This is a genomic window from Pseudonocardia hierapolitana (assembly GCF_007994075.1).
GTDB lineage: Bacteria > Actinomycetota > Actinomycetes > Mycobacteriales > Pseudonocardiaceae > Pseudonocardia > Pseudonocardia hierapolitana.
Genome location: NZ_VIWU01000001.1, coordinates 795,560 through 814,082 on the forward strand (window position 1 = coordinate 795,560; position 18,523 = coordinate 814,082).

An 18,523-nucleotide genomic window follows, 5' to 3' on the forward strand; every position below is an offset into this window, starting at 1 on the left:
TCAGCCTCCCAGGTACGCGCGACGGATCTCGTCCATGCCCTTGAGCTCGGCAGACGTGCCAGTGAGCACGTTGCGTCCGGTCTCCAGGACCGTCGCGCTGTCGACGAGGGTGAAGGCGAGGTTGGCGTTCTGCTCGACCACCAGCATGGCGATGCCCGACTCGACCCGCAGGCGCCGGATCGCGTCGTAGACCTTCTTCGCGGTGCTGGGCGCGAGGCCGAGCGAGGCCTCGTCGAGGAGCAGCAGTCGCGGTTTGGACATGATCGCCCGGGCCACCGCGAGCATCTGCTGCTCTCCGCCCGACAGGGCCGACGCATTCGACCTGATGCGCTCGCGCAGGTTCGGGAACAGGTCGAGGCAGTACTCGATGTCCTCGTCGATGCCCTTGCCGTCCTTGCGCAGGTACGCGCCGACCCGCAGGTTCTCGCGGACGGTGAGGTCGCCGAGCGTGCCGCGTCCTTCCGGCACGTGGGCGATGCCGAGCGCGGCGACCCGGTCGGGCCGCAGGCCGCGGATGTCCTTGCCCGCGAAGACGATGCGGCCACCCGCGCGGACGGTGCCACTGATCGCACGGAGGGTGGTGGTCTTGCCGGCCCCGTTGGCGCCGAGGATGCCGAAGGCCCCGTTCTCGGGAACGCTCAGCGACACGCCGTCCAGCACCTGCACCGGGCCGTAGGACGCCGTGACGTCCTCGAGCTCAAGCAGCGTCATCCGCGGCGTCCTTGCCGATGTACGCCTCGATGACCCGGGGGTCGGACTGCGCCTCGGCGGCCGTCCCCTCCATGAGCTTGGCGCCGTGGTCGAGCACGACGACGCGGTCGGTGAGGGAGGCGATGAGGCCCATGTTGTGCTCGACGATGACGACCGTGATGTCGTCGTCCGCGCGCAGGCGCCGGACGGTCGCGATCAGGTGCTCCACCTCGGCGTGCGGAAGGCCGGCGGCAGGCTCGTCGAGGAGCAGCAGCGTCGGCTTCATGAGCAGCGCGCGGCAGAGCTCGACGCCCTTGTGGAGGCCGTGCGAGAGCTCGTCGGCCGGCAGGTGCGCGGCCCATCCGAGGGCGTTGCGCTCCAGCAGGTCGAGCGCCTCGGCACGCAGTTCCTTCTCCGCGCGCCGTGTACGGGGCAGCCGCAGCGACCACTCCAACGGCCCGCCGGGGAGTCGGGAGTGGGCGCCGAGCAGCACGTTCTCGAGCACCGTCTCCCGCAGCTGGAGCGCGGGATGCTGGAACGTCCGGGCCAGGCCGTGCCGGGCGAGCGTCGCCGGGCGCGCGCCCTGCACCTCGGTGTCGTCGATCCGCACGGTCCCCGCGGTCGGCTTGTAGTGCCCGCTGATGCAGTTGAACAGCGAAGTCTTGCCCGCACCGTTGGGCCCGACGAGTCCGAAGATCTGCCCCGGCTCGACGGCGAAACTCACGTTCTGCAGCACCTTGATGCCGCCGAACTGCAGACTCACGTCCTGCAAGGTCAGCTGAGCCGCCATTGACCGCCTCTCCCACCGTTGCCGCTGCGCATCGGGCGTGCGGGCCCCCGCCCGTGACGGGGAACCTAACGTCGTCGTACGGGTGCGTCGCCCAGCCGACACAGCACCGTTACCAAGGTGCCGCCGACGCACGCGCCGGGATCGGCAGGTCGGTGCCCGGTACCGGACGAGCCACGCGCCTCACGCGCGGTCTCCGGCTTCCCGGGCGACGCCCTCTAGGAACCGGTCCTCGGCCACCCGTCGACGACCGACTGCGCGAGTCCTCAGCGGAGATCACGGCGCCCGACGCCGCGACCACGGACGCCGGGGTGCGCCCTCCTCCAGCGGTCGAGCAGCAGCGGAGTGGCGACACCGAGCGGGCACACGACGCTGGCCCCGATGCCGCGGTCGCCGTAGGTCACCGCCAGCCGCTCGGCGAAGGCCACCGCCTCGTGCTTGGTCACGGTGTAGGGGGCGTCGCCGGGGGTCGTGAGCAGGCCGGCCGGGAGGCGACCGTCATCAGGTGGCCCCGGCCGCGCTCCAGCATCGAGGGCAGCACCGCGCGGGTGGCGTGGACGTGCGCGAGGACGTTGACGGCGAAGATCCGCCGCACGCCGTTGAGGTGCACCTCTGTGGTCAGGGCGAGCCGGCCGTCCTCGACGGAGTCCGCCAGCTGGTTCAGGTGGGATATATTGTGGCTCCGATCATGGGCGCGCCTTGCGCCAGCGGTGGTGTCAGCGATTCCGCCAAGCGAGCGGGGAGATCGACTGAGCCGAGCCGCGGTCAGCGCCGGTCGGGCTCCCGTGGGGAGCGCCGCCCCGGCCGGCCCACCTCGATCCCGCCGTCGGCGAGGATCCGACGCGCCTTCACCAGCTTGTAGACGAACAGCACGACCGCGGCCACCACGCCGGCGTCGTCGACCAGGCCGAGCGGGCCGAGGATCGCCTCCGGCACCAGGTCGATCGGGGAGATGAGGTAGAGCGCCGCTCCGCCCATCGCGACCAGCCCGCGCGGGGGATGCGGTAGCGCCACATCAGATAGCCGACGACCAGCGTGAGCAGCAGTGCCAGCACGCCGACGATCCACACGGTGGTGCGCAGCCAGTCGGGCATGACTGCAGTCTGCCGCGGCCGGTCCCGGCGCGCCGGGTCTGGCTACCCGGCCCGCTCGGCCCGGTCCAGCAGTGGCCGGGCCGCGGCCAGCGTGGCCAGCCCGGCCGCGGCCCACAGTCCGGCGCACAGCACGATCGCGTGCTCGACGCCCAGCCACTCCCAGCGCCCGACAGCGCTGCGAGCTGCGCACCGCAGTTCGTGGAGCCACACCCGGGCCCCGCCGCGGTCGGCGGCTTCGGCGAGGTGGAGGGCCGGCATCCGGTACAGCCAGTCCGACAGCGCGGTTTCGCGCAGCTCGTTCGCGGTGAGGTTCGGAAACGCTTCGTCCTCGTGCGCTACGAAGCCACCGTGCAGATCATTGCGATCGAAGTCTGGCTACGCCGACTGGCCGACACCATTTCCAGGCCATGTCCTGGTATTGCAACGGCATCTACAGATCACCGCAGGTCAGGGCGATGTACGCTGAGCCGGGCTGACCAGCGGCACGACGCTGTAGGGCCAGGGATCGCCTGTCAAAGTCGTTGAGCGTATGGCTATTGGCTGTTGGCTGCCCGCCGCGCCCACCTCGCGCGGCAGCAGCGCGGGTCGAGGCGCCCTCCATGCGCGGCGCGACCAGGGAGGGGTGGGAGTGATGATCCGGCGGCAGCGTGAGCGACGGAGCCACCGATCTGACGTCAGACGTAGGAGAGTCCCAGTCTGCTCGACAGCGCTACTGTGGCGCCCGCGCCGGGGGGCATGTGCCCCTCGCCCCTCGGACACCAGATCAAGTCTATGACCAGCAGGTTTCCTGCAATGGCCTACGTTCCTTACGTGTATGCCCTGGTCACAGGCGTGGGGGATCTAGTACCACTGGAACACACCCGCCCAGGCGCGCACGAGTCTGGCGCGGCTGATTCTCGGTAGTTCGGTTGCGCACGGGTTGTTCTATCGCCTGTGCCGCTTCGGCCGGATCCTCGTGCTCCCAGATCCTGACGACAACCCAACCCGCCGCCGCGAGCTGGGTTGTCGGTGTCACGGTCGTGGCGGGCGATGCCACGGACCACGGAGCTTCAGACGCCACCAGCTTGTGTTGGGCTTGGGCAGATGGTTGTGGTCAGGACAGGTGTGCCAGAAGCTGTCATCGACGAACGCCGCGATCCTCGCCCCGCGCAGCAAGATGTCGACGCGCCGACGGCGGTTCCCGACCCGGCCGGCGCCCTCGATGCCGCCGAGCTCGGGCGCGGCATCAGTCGACGACGCGCGCCACCGTCACGACCTCACCGGCCGGCTCCGGAAGCGCCCGGCTCTGCGCTCGTCCGGGCCCCCCGAGGTCGAGAGGCGAACGGACCGGCGCGGTCGAGGCGATCGTGCTCGGTGAACGTGGTGCCGATGGTTCAGGCGCCCTCGCGACAGCACGGCGCGCCGTCCGGTTTTCCACCGACTGCGCACGACAACCCCCGCGCACCCCTGGGTCTGCACCGGCCCGTCGACCATCTCGGAGAGGTCGGATGGAAAGACCCCCGTCGTCCGCGCTCGCCCGTTCCGTACGGCGGTCAGGGAGGCGGGGCGGCAGTGGTAGCGCGGACGACCAGGCGGGGCGGGATGACCAGCTCCCGTTGTGTGACCGGGCTGTGGCCCAGCCGGTCGGCCGCGCGTGAGACGGCCAGGGTGGTGATCTGCTCGGTGTCCTGGGCGATGGTGGTCAGGTTGATGGTGGACAGGCGGGCGAGGCGGCTGTCGTCGTAGCCGATCACGCTGATGTCGTCGGGCACGGACAGGCCGGCGCGGTGCAGCACGTCGAGCACGCCGAGGGCGCAGCGGTCGTTGAACACCGTCACGGCGGTCGGCGGGGGGTTGGCGTCGAGCAGGGCGCGGGCTGCGGTTGCGCCGTCGTCCTCGGTGAGCCCGCCGGTCAGGACACGGGTTTCGGTGTCGAGGCCGTGGCGGCGCATGGCTTCGCGGTAGCCGCGGCGGCGCTCGGCGGCCCCCGGCGCGCGGCCGCCGTCGATGTGGGCGATGCGCCGGTGGCCGCGGGTGACGAGGTGGTCCACGGCCTGACGCAGCCCCTCGGCGTCGTCGGTGCGGACGACGTCCAGATCGCGGTGGCGGGCTGCCCGGGCGACGACCACGACGGGCTGGTGGGCGGCGATCCCGGCGAGGTAGGACGTGGGAGCGTGCGGGCCGAGCAGGATGAGCGCTTCGCACCGGTCCTGTAGCAGGCTCGCGACGGCGCGCCGCTCGTGGCGGCCCGGGGTGACGGCGCTGAGTGCCAGCTCGTAGCCGACCTCGTCGGCGGCGGTGTAGAGGCCGCTGACGAGGTCGCCGTGGAACGCGTGCTGGACCCCGAACACGACACCGAGCAGACGGCTGCGGCTGCTGCGCAGCAGCCGGGCGCGGGTGTCGGGGCGATAGCCCAGCTCGTCCGCGGCTTGCAGGACCCGCCGCCGCGACTCCGCGCTCGCGCCAGGGGCGTCGCGGATCACGATCGACACCAGCGCGACGGACACCCCGGCCCGCGCGGCGACATCGGCCAGGGTCGGCCGTCGCGCGCTGCCCGGCCGCGCTGCTGGACCCACGCGCGCACCATACCCGTCCCGCCTAGAACGTTCTAGGGATGGGCCTTGACGGGACGGCCCTCCTACCTCAACCTTTTGACATCTGTATAGAACGTTCTAGGCCCAAGGAGGAGCGGATGAGCGCGGTCATCGAGGGCCGGCCGATCGGGCTGGCCTTGATCGGGTCAGGGCGGATGGGAACGTTCCACGCCGCGACGCTCGCCCGGCGGATCCCGGGAGCACGGTTGGTGGCGGTGGCGGATCCGGCGCCGGGAGCGGCCCGGCGGATCACCGCCGACCTCGGGATGGGCCGGGACCACACCGATCCGGTGGAGGTGTTCGAGGACGCGGAGGTGGACGCGGTGGTGATCGCCGCACCGGCCCGGTTCCACGCCGATCTGGTTGTCGCGGCGGCCGGGGCGGGCAAGGGCGTGTTCTGCGAGAAGCCGATGGCGCTCTCGCTCGCCGACGCGGACCGGGCGATCGACGCCGCTCGCGCCGCCGGGGTGGTGCTGCAGGTGGGGTTCAACCGTCGGTTCGCACCGGACTGGCGGGCCGCCCGAGCGCTGCTCGACAACGGCGAGCTGGGCACCCCGCGGTTGCTGCGCTCGGTCACCCGCGACCCCGGTGGGTTCGACCCGTCTCGAGTGCCACCGGACACGATCTTCAACGAGACCTTGATCCACGACTTCGACTCGCTGCGGTTCCTCAACCCGGGAGCGGAAGCGGTCGAGGTGTACGCCACCGCGGACGCGCTGGTCGAGCCCGCCTGGCGAGAGCGTGGCCTGCTCGACACCGCGGTCGTCGTGGTGCGGTTCGCCAACGGGGCCACCGGGGTCGCCGAGGCCTGCTTCGAGGCCGCCTACGGCTACGACGTCCGCGCCGAGGTGTTCGGCTCCGGCGGCATGGCCACGATGGGCGACGGCCGCCGCACCGGGATGGTGTTCTCCGACGCGGCCGGCAGAACGGTCGAGACGGCCCGTAGCGACCAGGAGCTCCTGGCCGACGCGTACGTCGCCGAGCTGGCCGCGTTCGTCGGCGCCGTCCGCGGCTCGGCGCCGCCGCCCGTCGGCGGCGAGGATGCCCGCGCGGCGTTGGCGATCGCGCTGGCCGCGGCCGAGTCGGTGCGTGCGGGCCGCCCGGTGCGAATCGAGGAGGTTGCCAAATGACCGGTTTCCGGCTGGCGGTCTGCGCCGAGATGGTGTTCCTCGACCTGCCGATCGAGGAGCGGGTGCGGCGCATCGCCGACCTCGGGTTCGAGGTCGAGATCTGGGGCTGGACCACCAAGGACACCGCCGCTCTCGCCAGGACCGGGGCGACGTTCTCCTCGATGACCGGCTACGTCCACGGCACCCTGGCCGACCCGGACGGAGCGAACGAGCTCCTGCGGACCGCGGAGCGGTCCCTGCGGATCGCCGAGGAGCTCGACTGCCCCCGGCTCAACGTGCACGGCACCGGGCTCGACGAGCGTGGTTCGCCGGTGGTGGCGTCGCAGGTCGTGACGCCGGGAATGTGGCTGACCGCCGCCCGGACCCTCACCCGGCTCGCCCAGCTCGGGGAGCGAGCCGGGCGCGTGTTCACCCTGGAGAACCTCAACACCGCCGTCGACCACCCCGGGGTGCCGTTCGCCACGGCAGCGGACGCCCTCACCCTCGTCGAGGCGGTCGACAACCCCCACCTGCGGCTCAACCTCGACCTCTACCACGCCCAGATCGGTGAGGGAAACCTCATCCGGCTCGTCGAGCGTGCGCTGCCGCACGTCGGCGAGATCCAGGTGGCCGACGTTCCCGGCCGCCGCGAACCCGGCACCGGTGAGATCAACTACCCCGCGATCGCCACAGCCCTGAACCGCCTCGGCTACACCGGCGTCGTCGCCCTCGAAGGCTGGGCCTCGGCCGACCCCCTCCAGGCGCTCGAACGGTTCCGCGCCGCGTTCACCGTTCCGACGCACGCGGCGTAGCCGAGGTCAGCGCCTCCCGTCTCGCGCCCGGGCCCGAATGTGGGATGCGGCCGGACGGCGGGGCCTGACATGATCATCGTCATGGTGCTCGAACTCCTGTACGCCTGATCCGAGGCGCATCCCCACCGCCGCCGCAATGGCGCGCGGGTTGTCGTCCTGCCCGTTCCCGTACGGGAGTTCCGATGAGCACGTCTTGATGTCCACCTCCGCCGCGCACGGTCACGTGCACCCCAACCTCGCCCGGCGAGCGAGGCGATCGGTTCCACCGAGCCCGACCGTTCGCGGAGGCTGCGTCCCGTCCAGGTCGGCGTGACGTGCCGGCCCAGCGACTCGGTGCTCGCTCACGAAGACCGGCGGCACCAGCCGCTACGTTCGCAGGTGAGTATGGCCGTCCGTATGATGCTCCGTATGCAGAAGGAGCGTCTGACGGTCAGCCTGGATGCAGGGGTGGCGGCGCATGTGCGGCAATGCGGCGCGCGCAGTCGCGGTGGCGCGTCGGGCTACCTCGAGCGGCTGGTGCGTGAAGACCAGCTGCGCGAGGGCGTGGACGCGATGGCCCGCTGGTACGCGCAGCACCCCGGCTACGCCGAGGACGCGGAGGCCGAGCGGGCTGCCGCTGCGGACGAGCTGGGCGAGAGCGCGTGAGGCGTGGCGAGGTCTGGCACTACGAGCCGGTGATCGCGCGAGCCGGCCAGTCCACCACCCGGTTGATCGTGTCCGCGGACTCGATCAACCGTAACGAGGCGCTCCCGGTCGTGTACGTGATGCACGTAGTCGACTCCGACCCGGCCTCGCTGCTGGCCGTGCGGATCGGCGAGCAGGGATGGGCCCTGGCCACCGAGATCGACCGTCCCGTGCGCAAGCGGCTCACCGAGAAGCTCGGGGAAGCCACGACCGCGGAGATGGAACAGGTCGACGCCGCCCTGCGCGCAGTCTTCGACGTCTAGGCCCCCGGGCCATCTCCGGGCCATCTCCGGGTCAGCGTCCGAGGCGAGCAGCCGGGGTAACGCGCGTCGCCGCAGCGCGTCGACATCGACGATCGGCGGGTTGCCGTGGTCGATGTGATGGTTCGGGGGCGGGTTCGCGAGCCGGCGGCAACGCCCGGGCGCGGCCGCCGGCCGGGCGGTGTTGATCGCGCACGGCGCCGTCGTCGCGTCGACGGCGAGCCGCTCGATCGCCGGTGACACCGTCGGATCCGACGCCATCACGCCGTAGACGCCAAGCTCGGCGCGCAATAGTGCGATGTCGGCCAGACAGTCCCCGCCAGCCCTGATGGCCCCGAGTTCAGCCAGCCAGAGCGATGCGTGTGGTTAGTGCGCAACTCCCCCCTCGGACACTCAAACGTTGCATGCCTGCGACAGACGTCGTACCAGTGTCAGAACCCGTTTGAACACGCGTGCGTAGCAGCGACGCGCCCGTGGCGGTGGTCGTCGTGACCCACGCCGCCATCGCGCCCCTGCTGGCTCCGGCGGGAACTGCCGGTGCTGCAGCACGCCCATCCCCGGCGGCCGTGGCTCGCTGCGGATTGGCGCTACCGCAACTGCCACTCGCGCGCACCGCGGACACCGCCCACGGGATGTCCGTGCTCGATCGAGGCGGGCGGATCGCCGACCGCGCGGCACCCGCCCCGGCGGGCCGAGGCGTACCGACAGGTGGAGCTGGTCGTGAACCAGGACCTCGCGATCTGCTGGCTGAGCCGGCCGTACCTCGCGACGATCACCCGCGCCCACGTGAAGGGCGTCGACCGCTACCCCTAGCCGGGAGATGCTCTACGCCACGCTGTGGCGCGACGGCTGACCGGCCACGCCGCCGTCCCCGCCACTCCGGTCGGGTGGGGCGGCCGATTGGTCCCCGTCCGTATCAGGCGGCGGTGCCGCCGCCTCGTACCTCGGGCCACCGATGCAGCCGCACCGCAGGTACCGATGGAGGAGACACCATGCCGACCCCTGACGACGGTGACGTGGTCACGCCCATGACCCGACCGATCTGAGCGCGCGGGAGCGCCCGTGTTCCTGCTCGACCTGGCCGACGCCTGCCGCGGCTCCGGGTTGCGCGTCCTCGAGGTCGATGGCTGGCGGACCAGGGGCCACGGCCGGATGTCGGGCGTGCGGACGGTCGTCTGCCACCACACGGCCGGCCCGCCCACCGGTGAGGCACCGTCGCTGAACTTCATCCGCGACCGCGGGCTGGCGCAGCTCGTCCTCGGCCGCAGCGGCACCGTCCACGTCGTCGCGGCCGGGCTGTGCTGGCACGCCGGCGTGGTCCACGATCCGAGCACGGGCAACGCGTGGGCGATCGGCATCGAGGCCGAGGCCACGGGCACCGCGGCCTGGCCGACGGTGCAGTACGACGCCTACGCCCGCCTCTGCGCGGCCCTCGTGGGGCACTACCGCCTCACCGTGGCGCGCGTGCTCGGCCACAAGGAGGTGGCCGCCCCGACCGGCCGGAAGATCGACCCGAACTTCGACATGGCCGCGTTCCGCGCCCTCGTCACCGAGCACCTGGAGGACGACATGTTCACGCCCGAGGACCGCGCGAAGCTCAACAGCCTCGCCTCGCGCGCGGACGTCGGCTTCGCCCGCGACCAGATCATGACGCACCTGGGGAAGGACCCCACCGCCGGCCCGGTCCCCCCGGCGGGGCGCGAGGGCCTCGAGGTCGCCCGCCGCGTCGACGTCGGCTTCGCACTCGAACAGATCATGGCCCGGCTGGACGCGATCGAGGCGCGCCTACCCGAGCCCGACCCGGTGGACGAGCAACTCTGAGCGCCGGGCCCCGGCACCACCGGGCTCCGCCACGGGATCAGGCGGTCCCGGCCCGCCGGGCCCGGAGCGCGCGCACCCCCCCTGCTCGTGTTCAGCCCGCAGACGAGCAGCAGGCCGGCAGAAGCTCGCCACGGCGAACAGGAGCGGGGCGAGCAGGTAGGTACGCTGGAAGATCATCCGGATGCCAGCGAGGCGATCGGCCTCCTCCAGTTTCGGCACTGCCGCTGGCACGACGTCATCGATCGCGAGGCCGTACCGGTCGGCGAGCGAGCGCGCCTCGTCGTGCCGGCCGCGGGCCACGAGGAACGCGACAGACTCCGGCAGGTAGCGCCACGCAACCGGCAGCACGAGGACCAGCGGGAGCGCGCCGATCGCGTACATGGCGCGGAAGCCGATATGGGGCAGCAGGAGCAGCCCCACGAGCGCGGTGAGGATGCCGCCGACGAAGTAGCCGCTGTACACCAGCGCGTAGTTCAGCTGGCGACGGTGCTTTCAGCGAGCGCTCCACGGTCAGCGCGACCGCCGTGGGGACGACGCCACCGAGGCCGAAACCGGCCACGAACCGCAGGACGCCGAGCATCTCGAGACTGGCCGAGAGGGCCGACAACCCCATCGCCGCCGAGACCCAGATGATCGACAGCAGCATGATCCGGCGTCCGAGGATGTCGATGATCGCGCCGACCGTGAGCGTGCCTACCAGGGCATACCTGCCGATCGCGCCGGCCTGTTCCGGCGTCACCCCATTCCCGGCAGGCGAGCATCGGCGGGATCGTGGCGCCGTGGACGACCAGGTCATACCCGTCGAGCACGATGCTGACGAAGCAGATCAGGATGACGAAGGAGAGGCTGCGGCGCGGCGGCGCCGACTTTTCGGAGGCGAGCGACGTCGGTGACCTCGCGGGGTGTCGGGACGTGAGGGGAGGTTCCGGCTCACCTGGTCCCGGCGGAACCCCTGCAGTCATTGAATGAATGAGCGGCGAGCTCGGCGCGGACGCCCACGTCAGGGGTCCATCCCAGCCGGCGGGAGATCCCCAGACCGCTGGTGACGACCGACGGGACGGCCGCCGTCAGCGACACCGACCCGGATCGAACCACCACGGAGAGCGCGGCGACGACCCGCCCCTCGGCGTCCATGATCCGGGTGGCGACCGAGTCCGCACCCGCAGTCAGCTCTCCGCGCACGATCGCCGTCCCCGTTCGCCGGCAGTCGCCGAGCTCACGGCGCAGCTCTATCGGATCGGTGACCGTCCGCGGCGTGAACCGGTCGAGCCCGCGCTCCACCACGGCATCGAACAGCGTCCCGTCGCCGTGGGCGAGCAGCACCTTGCCCACGGCCGAGCAGTGCAGCGGCAACCCGCCGCCCACCTGGGACACCAGACCCACCGCGGTCGGCGTGGACAGGCGTTCCACGATCACCGCCTCGGATCCCTCGAGGACCGCGAGCTGCACGTGCTGCTGCAGGGCGGTGTACAGGTCTTCCATGAACGGCAGGGCCACCGTTCGCAGCGGCTCGGTCAGCGGCGCCAGCGTGCCCAGCTGCCACAGCCGCGTCCCCACGGTGAGCGCGCCGTCGGGCGCCCGGTCGAGCGCACCCGCGGTCACGAGCTCGATGGCCAGCCGGCGCACCGTGGCCTGGGGCAGGCCCGTCCTGCGGGCGAGCGCGGCGAGGGTGAGCCGGGTGTGTCCCGGCCGGAACGCGAAGAGGACCTGCAGGAGCCGGGAGCTCACCGACCGCCCCGGTTCGCTGGTCGGCGGCATGGGCCGGTTATAGCCGGTGGACGAACGCCTGCCCGAATTTGTTCATTCAATGAGCGCAACGGTTCCCCGGTGGAGCGGGCCCGCGAACGATCGCCCCATGGTCGGATCGTCTGCCGGCACTCTCCGTGTCGCCTCCCGGATCGCCATCGTCGGGGGCGGCATCGGCGGCCTCGCCGCGGCCGCATTCCTGCACCGCGCCGGGCTGCCGAGCGTCGTCTACGAGCAGACCCCGCAGCTGAGGGAGGTCGGCGCCGGGCTGGTGCTGGCACCCAACGCGGTACGGCTGCTGCGCCGGCTGGGCGCCATGGACCGGCTACGCGATCGTGCCGTTCCGCTGGACGTGGGGTGGGAGTTCCGCCGGTGGGCAGACGGGCGGGTCCTGTCCGCGGAGAACCTGGCCGGCTCGTGCGAGCGCCTCTACGGCGAGCGCACGTACACGGTGCACCGGGCCGACCTCGCCCACGCGATCGGCGCCGCCGTCCCACCGGACGCGGTCCAGCTCGGCAAGCGCTGCACGTCCGTCACAGTCCGCGGCGATACCGCGGAGCTGGCGTTCGCCGATGGGACCTCCGCCGAGGCCGACGTCGTGATCGGCGCCGACGGAGTGCACTCCACCGTTCGCGGCGCGATGATCGAGCCGGCAACGGCGACCTACTCGGGGATCTGCGCGTTCCGGGCCCTCGTGCCGGCCGACCGTGCGCCCGGGTTCGCCCGCCGCCGCGCACAGACACTGTGGATCGGCCCCGGCCACCACTTGGTGCACTACCCCATCTCCGGCGAGACCGCGGTCAACCTCGTCGCGTTCGCGCCGGCCGGCGACTACACCGTCGAGTCCTGGAGCGCCACCGCGACCGTGGAGGAGTTCCTCGCCGAGTTCGCCGGCTGGGACCCGCGCCTGCAGGAGCTGATCAAGGGTGCCGGGACGCCCGGCCGGTGGGCGCTGCTGGACCGCGCGCCGCTCGGGCGCTGGAGCCACGGCCCGGTCACCCTCCTCGGCGACGCCGCCCATCCCATGTTCCCGTTCTTCGCCCAGGGCGCCGCCCAGTCCATCGAGGACGCCGCCGCCCTGGCCCGCTGCCTCGCCCAGGACACGCATGCACCCGCACGTGCGCTGCAGCGGTACGAGTCGCTGCGGATCGGACGCACCACCCGGCTGCAAGAGGTCAGCCACGCCAGAGCGCACGTCAACCACCTCCCCGACGGGCCCGAGCAGGAGGCCAGGGATGCATCGCTGGCCGGCGCGGACCCGCTTGTCGCCAGCGGCTGGATCTACGCGTACGACGCCGAGGCGGAAGAGACCGCCCGGGTCTGACGCAGCCCCGGTCTGATGAGGAGGAGCACATGGAGCTGTTCAGCGAGGAACGGTGGGCGCAGGTGGTCGCCGCGAGCTTCGCCGACGCGCCCGACCCGCGGTTGAGGCAGTTGCTGACCGCGCTGGCGCGGCACCTGCACGCCTTCGTCAAGGAGGTCGAGCTGACCGGGGAGGAATGGGGCGCAGCGGTCGACTTCCTGACCCGCACCGGCCAGAAGTGCGACGACGTGCGGCAGGAGTTCGTGCTGCTCTCCGACGTACTGGGCGTCTCGCTGCTGGTGGAGACGATCAACCACCGCGCCGGGCACCTCGACCGAGTCGACCGTCCTCGGCCCGTTCCACATGGTCTCCTCCCCTCCGCGGGAACCGGGCGACAACATCGCATTCGACGGCAAAGGCGAACCCTGCCTCGTCACCGGCCGCGTGACCGGGCCCGACGGCGAACCGCTGGCCGGGGCGCTCGTCGACGTGTGGCAGGCCAACGCCGACGGCTTCTACGACGTCCAGCAGCCGGATGTCCAGCCGGAACGCAACCTGCGCGGGCTGTTCACCGCCGACCACGACGGCCGGTTCTGGTTCCGCACGATCGTGCCCCGCTACTACCCGATCCCCGACGACGGCCCCGTCGGCCAACTCCTCGCCGCGACCAACCGGTACCCCTACCGGCCCGCCCACGTGCACTTCATCGCCACCGCACCCGGCTACCGGCCCGTCACCACGCACCTGTTCGTCGACGACAGCCCCTACCTGGACTCCGACGCCGTCTTCGGCGTCAAGGAGAGCCTGGTCCGGCCGTTCCCGCTCGTCGACGACCCGGGGCGGGCCGCCGAGGCCGGGCTGCCCAACCCGTTCCGCGCCGTCCACTTCGACATCGCCTTGCTGCGCGCCGACCAGACACCGCGACCGAGAGGAACTCGCACGATGGCCACCGCTGACCGCAACGCCGGGTCGCTGCAGGATCTGATCGACGCCACGCCCAACCTCGTCGACCACCTGTACAACGACACGCCGGGCCCGCACAGCCGCATCCGGGCGGACCTGAACCCGGTGCCCACCGAGTTCTCGAACTGGCGCGACGAGCAGCGCGCCTGGCGGGAGACGGCGATCCTGTTCGACCAGTCGCACCACATGCCCGAGCTCTTCCTGAGCGGGCCGGACGCATTCGCCCTGCTGAACTCCATCGGCGTCAACAGCCTCGCCAACCTCGACCCCACCAGGGCCAAGCAGTTCATCGGCTGCACCGCCCGCGGCCAGATGATCGGGGACTGCATCCTCTACGCCCACAGCGATCAGACCGGCGACCACTACGAGCTCGTGAGCAGCATGCCCCTGCTCAACTGGGTCGAGTACCAGGCCAAGACCGGCGACTGGGACGTGACGATCGAGCGGGACAACAACACCTCCGACAACCCCACCGGCCGCCGCGCCAAGTTCCGGTTCCAGCTGGACGGCCCGAACGCCAGCGAGATCTTCGACGCGGTCGTCGAAGGCGACACCGCCGAGATTAAGTTCTTCCGCACCGCCCGGGTGAGGATCGCCGGCGTCGAGGTACTCGTCCTCCGGCACGGGATGGCCGGGCACAAGGGCGTCGAGATCTCCGGGCCCTACGAGCACGGTGAGAAGGTGCGCGCCGCCATCCTGGCAGCAGGCGCCGAGCACGGGCTGCGGCAGGGCGGGACCAAGGCCTACTTCAGCACGCTCTACGAGCAGGCCTGGGTCGCCTACCCACTGCCGGCCATCTATACCGGCGAGGACCTGCGCGCCTACCGGGAATGGCTCCCCGCCGACGGCTGGGAAGGCAAGTTCTCGATCGCCGGCAGCTTCGTCTCCAACAACATCGAGGATTACTACGTCACCCCCTACGACCTCGGCTACGGCCACATCGTCAAGTTCGACCACGACTTCATCGGCCGGGACGTACTGGAGGAGTTGGCCCCGAACCCGCCACGCAAGAAGATGACGCTCGTCTGGAACGCCGACGACGTGCTGCGCATCGTCGGCTCGCTCCTCGAGCCCGGCGTTCCCTACAAGTACCTCGAACTCCCGGTCGCCGACTACGGCAACATGATCCAGCGCGACGAGGTCCGCAGCCTGGACGGAACATTCGTCGGGCTGTCCACCTACACCGGCTACAGCATCAACGAGCGGAAGATCCTCTCGATCGCCCTGCTCGACGCCGAGCATGCTGTCCCGGGCGAGGAGGTCACCATCCTCTGGGGAGAGCCGGACGGCGGCTCCCGCAAGCCCCGCGTCGAGTTGCACCAGCAGACCCTCGTGCGCGCCACGGTCGCATCTGCTCCGTACGCGGCCGCCGTACAGCAGATGATGCGGTCGTCCATCTAACCGTCCGCCGCACGGTGACGGGCGCAGGAGCCTATGTCAGCCGGCCCGGTGTCATATTTCGGTGCGCGGAATCGCACCGACGGGCGGTCGAACATGAATCGCTTGTCACAGTACAGCTCGACCCCGTCCAAAAGAGTCGCGTACGTGAAGTCGTCCGCGGGATAGGTATCCTCGTACAGCCAGCCATCCCCGGCGGGGACGACGACGTAGCCCGGACGGACCAACGCACCAGCGCCTCGACGTCGGGTCGTGGCGCGCGATTCGCCCCACGCAATGCCTCGTGCGGGTCTCCAGTCAAACAGCGCCGTCTTCGGCCCTCGTGTCGCGAATCTACATCACATGATACGGCCCGGCTCGAAGGGCGGGGCGTAGGCAATTTGAAAATCGGCTGCGGAGCGCCGACGGGATTCGAACCCGCGGCGAGGCCGAGCAGGGCTCACCCGTCCTCGACTAGCCGTCACGGGGAGAGCCTTCCCCCTGACGGTGCAATGGGCCACTCTGCCACAGCGCCCGCAACCTGCCGGAACGCGCGATCCCGGTCCGACAAGCATAAGAGGTTCGGTATCGAGGAACCAGCCGATTTCCGGCCACGAACGTCTCGACTGGCCGCACCTACCGTCTGCATGTCGCGGACATCGGACCGCTCCAGTCCGTTGCAGCGGTCGCCATCGCTGGAACGTCACCACAGGCCTGGAGCATCGCTTCAGCACCTGCGGCAGTGAGGCCGGCGCATCACGGTGCGGCGAACCGCGCTTCACGAGCTCGCTGCAGGAAGGTGGCGGCGCCCAGCTCGGCCCGGCGGCCGGATGCTGGTGGTAGAAGCACAAGAGGTGGAACTGGCTTCCAGACCTCGGACACACGCGCCACACCCGGTGCGAGCTGGACAGCGAGCGCTCGATCGACCTGGCGCCCTGGGCCGACCCCCCGCCGCCATTTGCGTCCCGGAATCGCGGCCATGCCCGTACGACCTGACACCCGCCGCCATTCGCGCCGACATCACGGCAGAGCAAGGCGTGTGGTTAGTGCGCAACTCCCCCTCGGACACCAGATCACGCTCCTGACCAGCGGGTTTCATGCGGGTCATACGAGCCATGCTGTGTATGCCTCGTCTCAGGCGTGGGGGTTCGAGTACCACTGGGACACCCCCGTCCAGGCGCACACGAGTCCGGCGCGGCTGCTTCTCGGCAGTTCGGTCGCGCACGAGTTGTTCTATCGCCTGGGCCGCTTCGACGTGCCCGAAGCCCTCGACATCGGAATCGGGCCGCCCAGCCGCCACGGCCGGGGTGCGAGCCCCGCTCCCGGAAGGCGCTCACCGCGCCGAGAGCCATGGCGTCGGACACCGCGAGCAACGACGTCGGGTCGAGGCCGCTGGCTGGAGAGCGACCGAGCTCAGACCACGAGCAATGACGATGACTGGAGCACGTGTGCACCGGTCACCGCGATCGCGACACCGCCTCCTCGGCCACCTCCCGACCCACTGCATCCACAGCGGACTCCCACCTCGATTCCCTCCGGCGACGGCTCGACGTCGCTTGTCCACGACCGGTCAACTCGTTGGCGACCCGATCCACGAGTTGATCGGCGCCAGCACGGCAGCTTTGCCGGCAGGTACACATTCTTCGGATGCGAGTCTAGAGTCGGCGAGCCCGTCACGATGCTCAATGCCGCGCACCGATAGTAGATGCGCTCCTCGCGGGTGCGCCTTCCACCCGCCGCTGGCAATATCGGCACCGCACGCGGCCACGAAGCGAATGGACACGAGAGGTACGCCGCGGCCCCGCGTTCGGGCTTCCGACGGGACTCCAAGCCACCACTTGCCGCCTTCTTGCAGGACCAACTGAACTCCGATCTCCGGATGCGCAGGCAACCGCGAACATACGATCCGATCCGGCGCCGAGCGACGGAATCGCACAATGTCACCAGTCGACACATCGTCCGGGTCACTCAGTTCCTCGCTCTTGGTCCACCGCCCGAACACTGCATAGCCCGCGTAGCGCGGGTGCCGCCTGCGCACCTCGCCGACCGGCCCAGCCGGTCCACGGCCCGCTATGGCTACCTGCCGCGCCGCCGGGCCTCACCGCAGCAGCCGGTGGACCTGGACCACGTCGGTCGAACCGGAGACCCGCTCAGGAGCCCGCTGGTCCGCCGAGGCGACCGAGGCGACCGCGGCGACCGCCGCAGCGCCGGCAACGAGGGCAGTGGTGAGCTGGGGCGCGGTGCGGCGGCGGTGCCGCCCGTGCCGTGCGGCGGTGCTCGCGGGTCGCCGGGGCGCGAGTGCGGCCGCGACCTCAGCGGCTGTGGGCCGCTCCGCCGGCTCCGCAAGGGTCATCGCGTGGAGCAGGGCGGCCAGGTCGGCGGGCAACCCGTCCGGGACGACCGGCGGGCGCCACAGCCGCGCCAGCGCGACCTCGACCGGGCCGCCGGTGTACTCGCGGCGTGCGGTGAGCGCCTCCAGCAACACCAACCCGAGCGCGTAGACGTCCGCGGGCGGGCCGACCTGCTCGCCGCGCACCTGCTCCGGGGCAAGGTAGGCGGCGGTGCCGATCACGCAGCCGTTCGCGGTCGTGGCCGTACGGTCCAGCGCGGTCGCGATCCCGAAATCGGCCAGCCGCGGCCGCAGCCCACGCTCCAGCAGTACGTTCGCCGGCTTCACGTCGCGATGCACGATCCCGCAGGCGTGGACGTAGGCCAGCGCATCGCCCAGCTGCCGCCCGATGCGCCGCACCGCATCCGACGTCAGGGGCGGACCCGCGCGGAGCCGTTCGGCCAAGGTGGGCCCCTCGGCGAGGTCGGTCACCACGAACGGCACACCGTCCTGCACGCCGGAGTCGCGCATCCGCACCAACCCCGGGTGGCACAACCGCGCCAGTGTCGCGATCTCCTGCTGGTGGCGTCGCGCGTCGCTCGGATTTGCGCCCGGGCGGAACTGCTTGATCGCCACGGGCACCCGGTCCAGCACGTCACGAGCGCGCCGCACCACCGCCGACGACCCGACCCCGATCACCGGCCCCAACTCGTACCGGCTCTTCACCAGCATGCCGCCAGCTCCACTCCGACACCTCCGGGGACCACGCTCCGACAACCCCTCGTTCCCCCGATCGGGCCATCTCATGCACACCAGCGATGCCCCCTGGCGGCGGCGCGCGTTGAACGGGACGCCGCCGCATTGGGACGCCCTCGCCGCGCTCGCGGTTCCAGGCCCGCCGCTCGGTCCTGACCGTGAAGTGCCGCGGTACTCACCGACCTGGCCCACACCACGTCGATCGCGGGGGGACGGACA

General features: G+C 71.3%; 19 protein-coding genes, 1 tRNA gene and 2 pseudogenes. 9 read left to right on the forward strand and 13 right to left on the reverse strand.

Annotated elements, in window-relative coordinates:
* From FHX44_RS03890 to FHX44_RS03915, 7 genes are all read right to left on the reverse strand, one after another.
* Positions 1-711 carry an ABC transporter ATP-binding protein gene (locus tag FHX44_RS03890; protein ID WP_147254205.1) on the reverse strand — a complete coding sequence of 237 codons (711 nt, stop codon included), beginning with the start codon at positions 709-711 and terminating at the stop codon, positions 1-3.
* A complete protein-coding gene (locus FHX44_RS03895) occupies positions 698-1,453 on the reverse strand; it encodes an ABC transporter ATP-binding protein (protein WP_212612315.1) in 756 nt (251 codons plus the stop codon). The genes FHX44_RS03890 and FHX44_RS03895 overlap by 14 nt, the downstream gene beginning before the upstream one ends.
* A gap of 290 nt (positions 1,454-1,743) precedes the next feature.
* Positions 1,744-1,923, reverse strand: a complete 180-nt coding sequence (locus FHX44_RS43070) for a hypothetical protein (protein WP_246170195.1) — start codon at positions 1,921-1,923, stop codon at positions 1,744-1,746.
* On the reverse strand, positions 1,920-2,072 hold the full coding sequence (locus FHX44_RS43075; RefSeq protein WP_246170196.1) for an SDR family NAD(P)-dependent oxidoreductase: 153 nt from the start codon (positions 2,070-2,072) through the stop codon (positions 1,920-1,922). Before FHX44_RS43075 ends, FHX44_RS43070 begins: the two co-directional genes overlap by 4 nt.
* Positions 2,073-2,242: 170 nt before the next feature.
* Positions 2,243-2,491, reverse strand: a complete 249-nt coding sequence (locus FHX44_RS03905; RefSeq protein WP_212612316.1) for a YkvA family protein — start codon at positions 2,489-2,491, stop codon at positions 2,243-2,245.
* A 122-nt stretch (positions 2,492-2,613) separates the two neighbouring features.
* Positions 2,614-2,829, reverse strand: coding sequence for a hypothetical protein (locus FHX44_RS03910; RefSeq protein WP_147254207.1), 216 nt, complete (start codon positions 2,827-2,829; stop codon positions 2,614-2,616).
* A 1,274-nt stretch (positions 2,830-4,103) separates the two neighbouring features.
* Positions 4,104-5,126, reverse strand: a complete 1,023-nt coding sequence (locus tag FHX44_RS03915) for a LacI family DNA-binding transcriptional regulator (RefSeq protein ID WP_147254208.1) — start codon at positions 5,124-5,126, stop codon at positions 4,104-4,106.
* A 116-nt stretch (positions 5,127-5,242) separates the two neighbouring features.
* On the opposite strand from FHX44_RS03915, the gene FHX44_RS03920 reads away from it, so the two are divergent.
* The 5 genes from FHX44_RS03920 to FHX44_RS03945 all read left to right on the forward strand — a co-directional run bounded on the left by FHX44_RS03920 (position 5,243) and on the right by FHX44_RS03945 (position 9,830).
* Positions 5,243-6,274 (forward strand): Gfo/Idh/MocA family oxidoreductase, encoded by a 1,032-nt coding sequence (locus FHX44_RS03920; protein ID WP_147254209.1) that lies wholly within the window; start codon positions 5,243-5,245, stop codon positions 6,272-6,274.
* Complete coding sequence (locus tag FHX44_RS03925) at positions 6,271-7,065, forward strand: TIM barrel protein (RefSeq protein ID WP_147254210.1); 795 nt, start codon at positions 6,271-6,273, stop codon at positions 7,063-7,065. Before FHX44_RS03920 ends, FHX44_RS03925 begins: the two co-directional genes overlap by 4 nt.
* Positions 7,066-7,473: 408 nt before the next feature.
* Positions 7,474-7,710 (forward strand): hypothetical protein, encoded by a 237-nt coding sequence (locus tag FHX44_RS03930; protein WP_147254211.1) that lies wholly within the window; start codon positions 7,474-7,476, stop codon positions 7,708-7,710.
* Positions 7,707-8,012: a type II toxin-antitoxin system PemK/MazF family toxin gene (locus FHX44_RS03935; protein ID WP_170308759.1), complete on the forward strand. Its 306-nt coding sequence runs from the start codon at positions 7,707-7,709 to the stop codon at positions 8,010-8,012. Before FHX44_RS03930 ends, FHX44_RS03935 begins: the two co-directional genes overlap by 4 nt.
* A gap of 1,059 nt (positions 8,013-9,071) precedes the next feature.
* On the forward strand, positions 9,072-9,830 hold the full coding sequence (locus tag FHX44_RS03945; protein ID WP_147254213.1) for an N-acetylmuramoyl-L-alanine amidase: 759 nt from the start codon (positions 9,072-9,074) through the stop codon (positions 9,828-9,830).
* Here the strand turns inward: FHX44_RS03945 and FHX44_RS43085 are convergent.
* Positions 9,795-10,292, reverse strand: a complete 498-nt coding sequence (locus tag FHX44_RS43085; RefSeq protein ID WP_246170197.1) for an MFS transporter — start codon at positions 10,290-10,292, stop codon at positions 9,795-9,797. The two genes, FHX44_RS03945 and FHX44_RS43085, sit on opposite strands and share 36 nt — an antisense overlap.
* A 94-nt stretch (positions 10,293-10,386) precedes the next feature.
* Positions 10,387-10,476, reverse strand: a pseudogene (locus FHX44_RS44120) (hypothetical protein); the annotation flags it as partial.
* Here FHX44_RS44120 and FHX44_RS41925 point away from each other — a divergent pair.
* On the forward strand, positions 10,460-10,723 hold the full coding sequence (locus FHX44_RS41925) for a hypothetical protein (protein WP_170308678.1): 264 nt from the start codon (positions 10,460-10,462) through the stop codon (positions 10,721-10,723). The pseudogene FHX44_RS44120 and the gene FHX44_RS41925 sit on opposite strands and share 17 nt — an antisense overlap.
* A 37-nt stretch (positions 10,724-10,760) precedes the next feature.
* On the opposite strand, the gene FHX44_RS03955 is transcribed toward FHX44_RS41925, so the two are convergent.
* Positions 10,761-11,588 carry an IclR family transcriptional regulator gene (locus tag FHX44_RS03955; protein ID WP_147254215.1) on the reverse strand — a complete coding sequence of 276 codons (828 nt, stop codon included), beginning with the start codon at positions 11,586-11,588 and terminating at the stop codon, positions 10,761-10,763.
* 97 nt (positions 11,589-11,685) lie between these two features.
* Here FHX44_RS03955 and FHX44_RS03960 point away from each other — a divergent pair, with 97 nt between their 5' ends.
* From FHX44_RS03960 to FHX44_RS42645, 3 genes and pseudogenes are all read left to right on the forward strand, one after another.
* Positions 11,686-12,900: an FAD-dependent monooxygenase gene (locus tag FHX44_RS03960; protein ID WP_147254216.1), complete on the forward strand. Its 1,215-nt coding sequence runs from the start codon at positions 11,686-11,688 to the stop codon at positions 12,898-12,900.
* A 29-nt stretch (positions 12,901-12,929) separates the two neighbouring features.
* A pseudogene (locus FHX44_RS43090) lies at positions 12,930-13,142 on the forward strand (dioxygenase); the annotation flags it as partial.
* A gap of 181 nt (positions 13,143-13,323) precedes the next feature.
* The gene (locus tag FHX44_RS42645) at positions 13,324-15,243 is read left to right on the forward strand and encodes a dioxygenase family protein (protein WP_246170198.1); all 1,920 of its coding nucleotides are present in this window, start codon (positions 13,324-13,326) and stop codon (positions 15,241-15,243) included.
* Here the strand turns inward: FHX44_RS42645 and FHX44_RS44125 are convergent.
* From FHX44_RS44125 to FHX44_RS03975, 3 genes are all read right to left on the reverse strand, one after another.
* Positions 15,240-15,467 (reverse strand): DUF6928 family protein, encoded by a 228-nt coding sequence (locus tag FHX44_RS44125; RefSeq protein WP_425469111.1) that lies wholly within the window; start codon positions 15,465-15,467, stop codon positions 15,240-15,242. The genes FHX44_RS42645 and FHX44_RS44125 overlap by 4 nt on opposite strands.
* Positions 15,468-15,636: 169 nt before the next feature.
* A tRNA-OTHER gene (locus FHX44_RS03970) sits at positions 15,637-15,754 on the reverse strand.
* Between the two features lie 1,563 nt (positions 15,755-17,317).
* The gene (locus tag FHX44_RS03975) at positions 17,318-18,280 is read right to left on the reverse strand and encodes a serine/threonine-protein kinase (protein WP_170308761.1); all 963 of its coding nucleotides are present in this window, start codon (positions 18,278-18,280) and stop codon (positions 17,318-17,320) included.
* Positions 18,281-18,523: the final 243 nt, after the last annotated feature.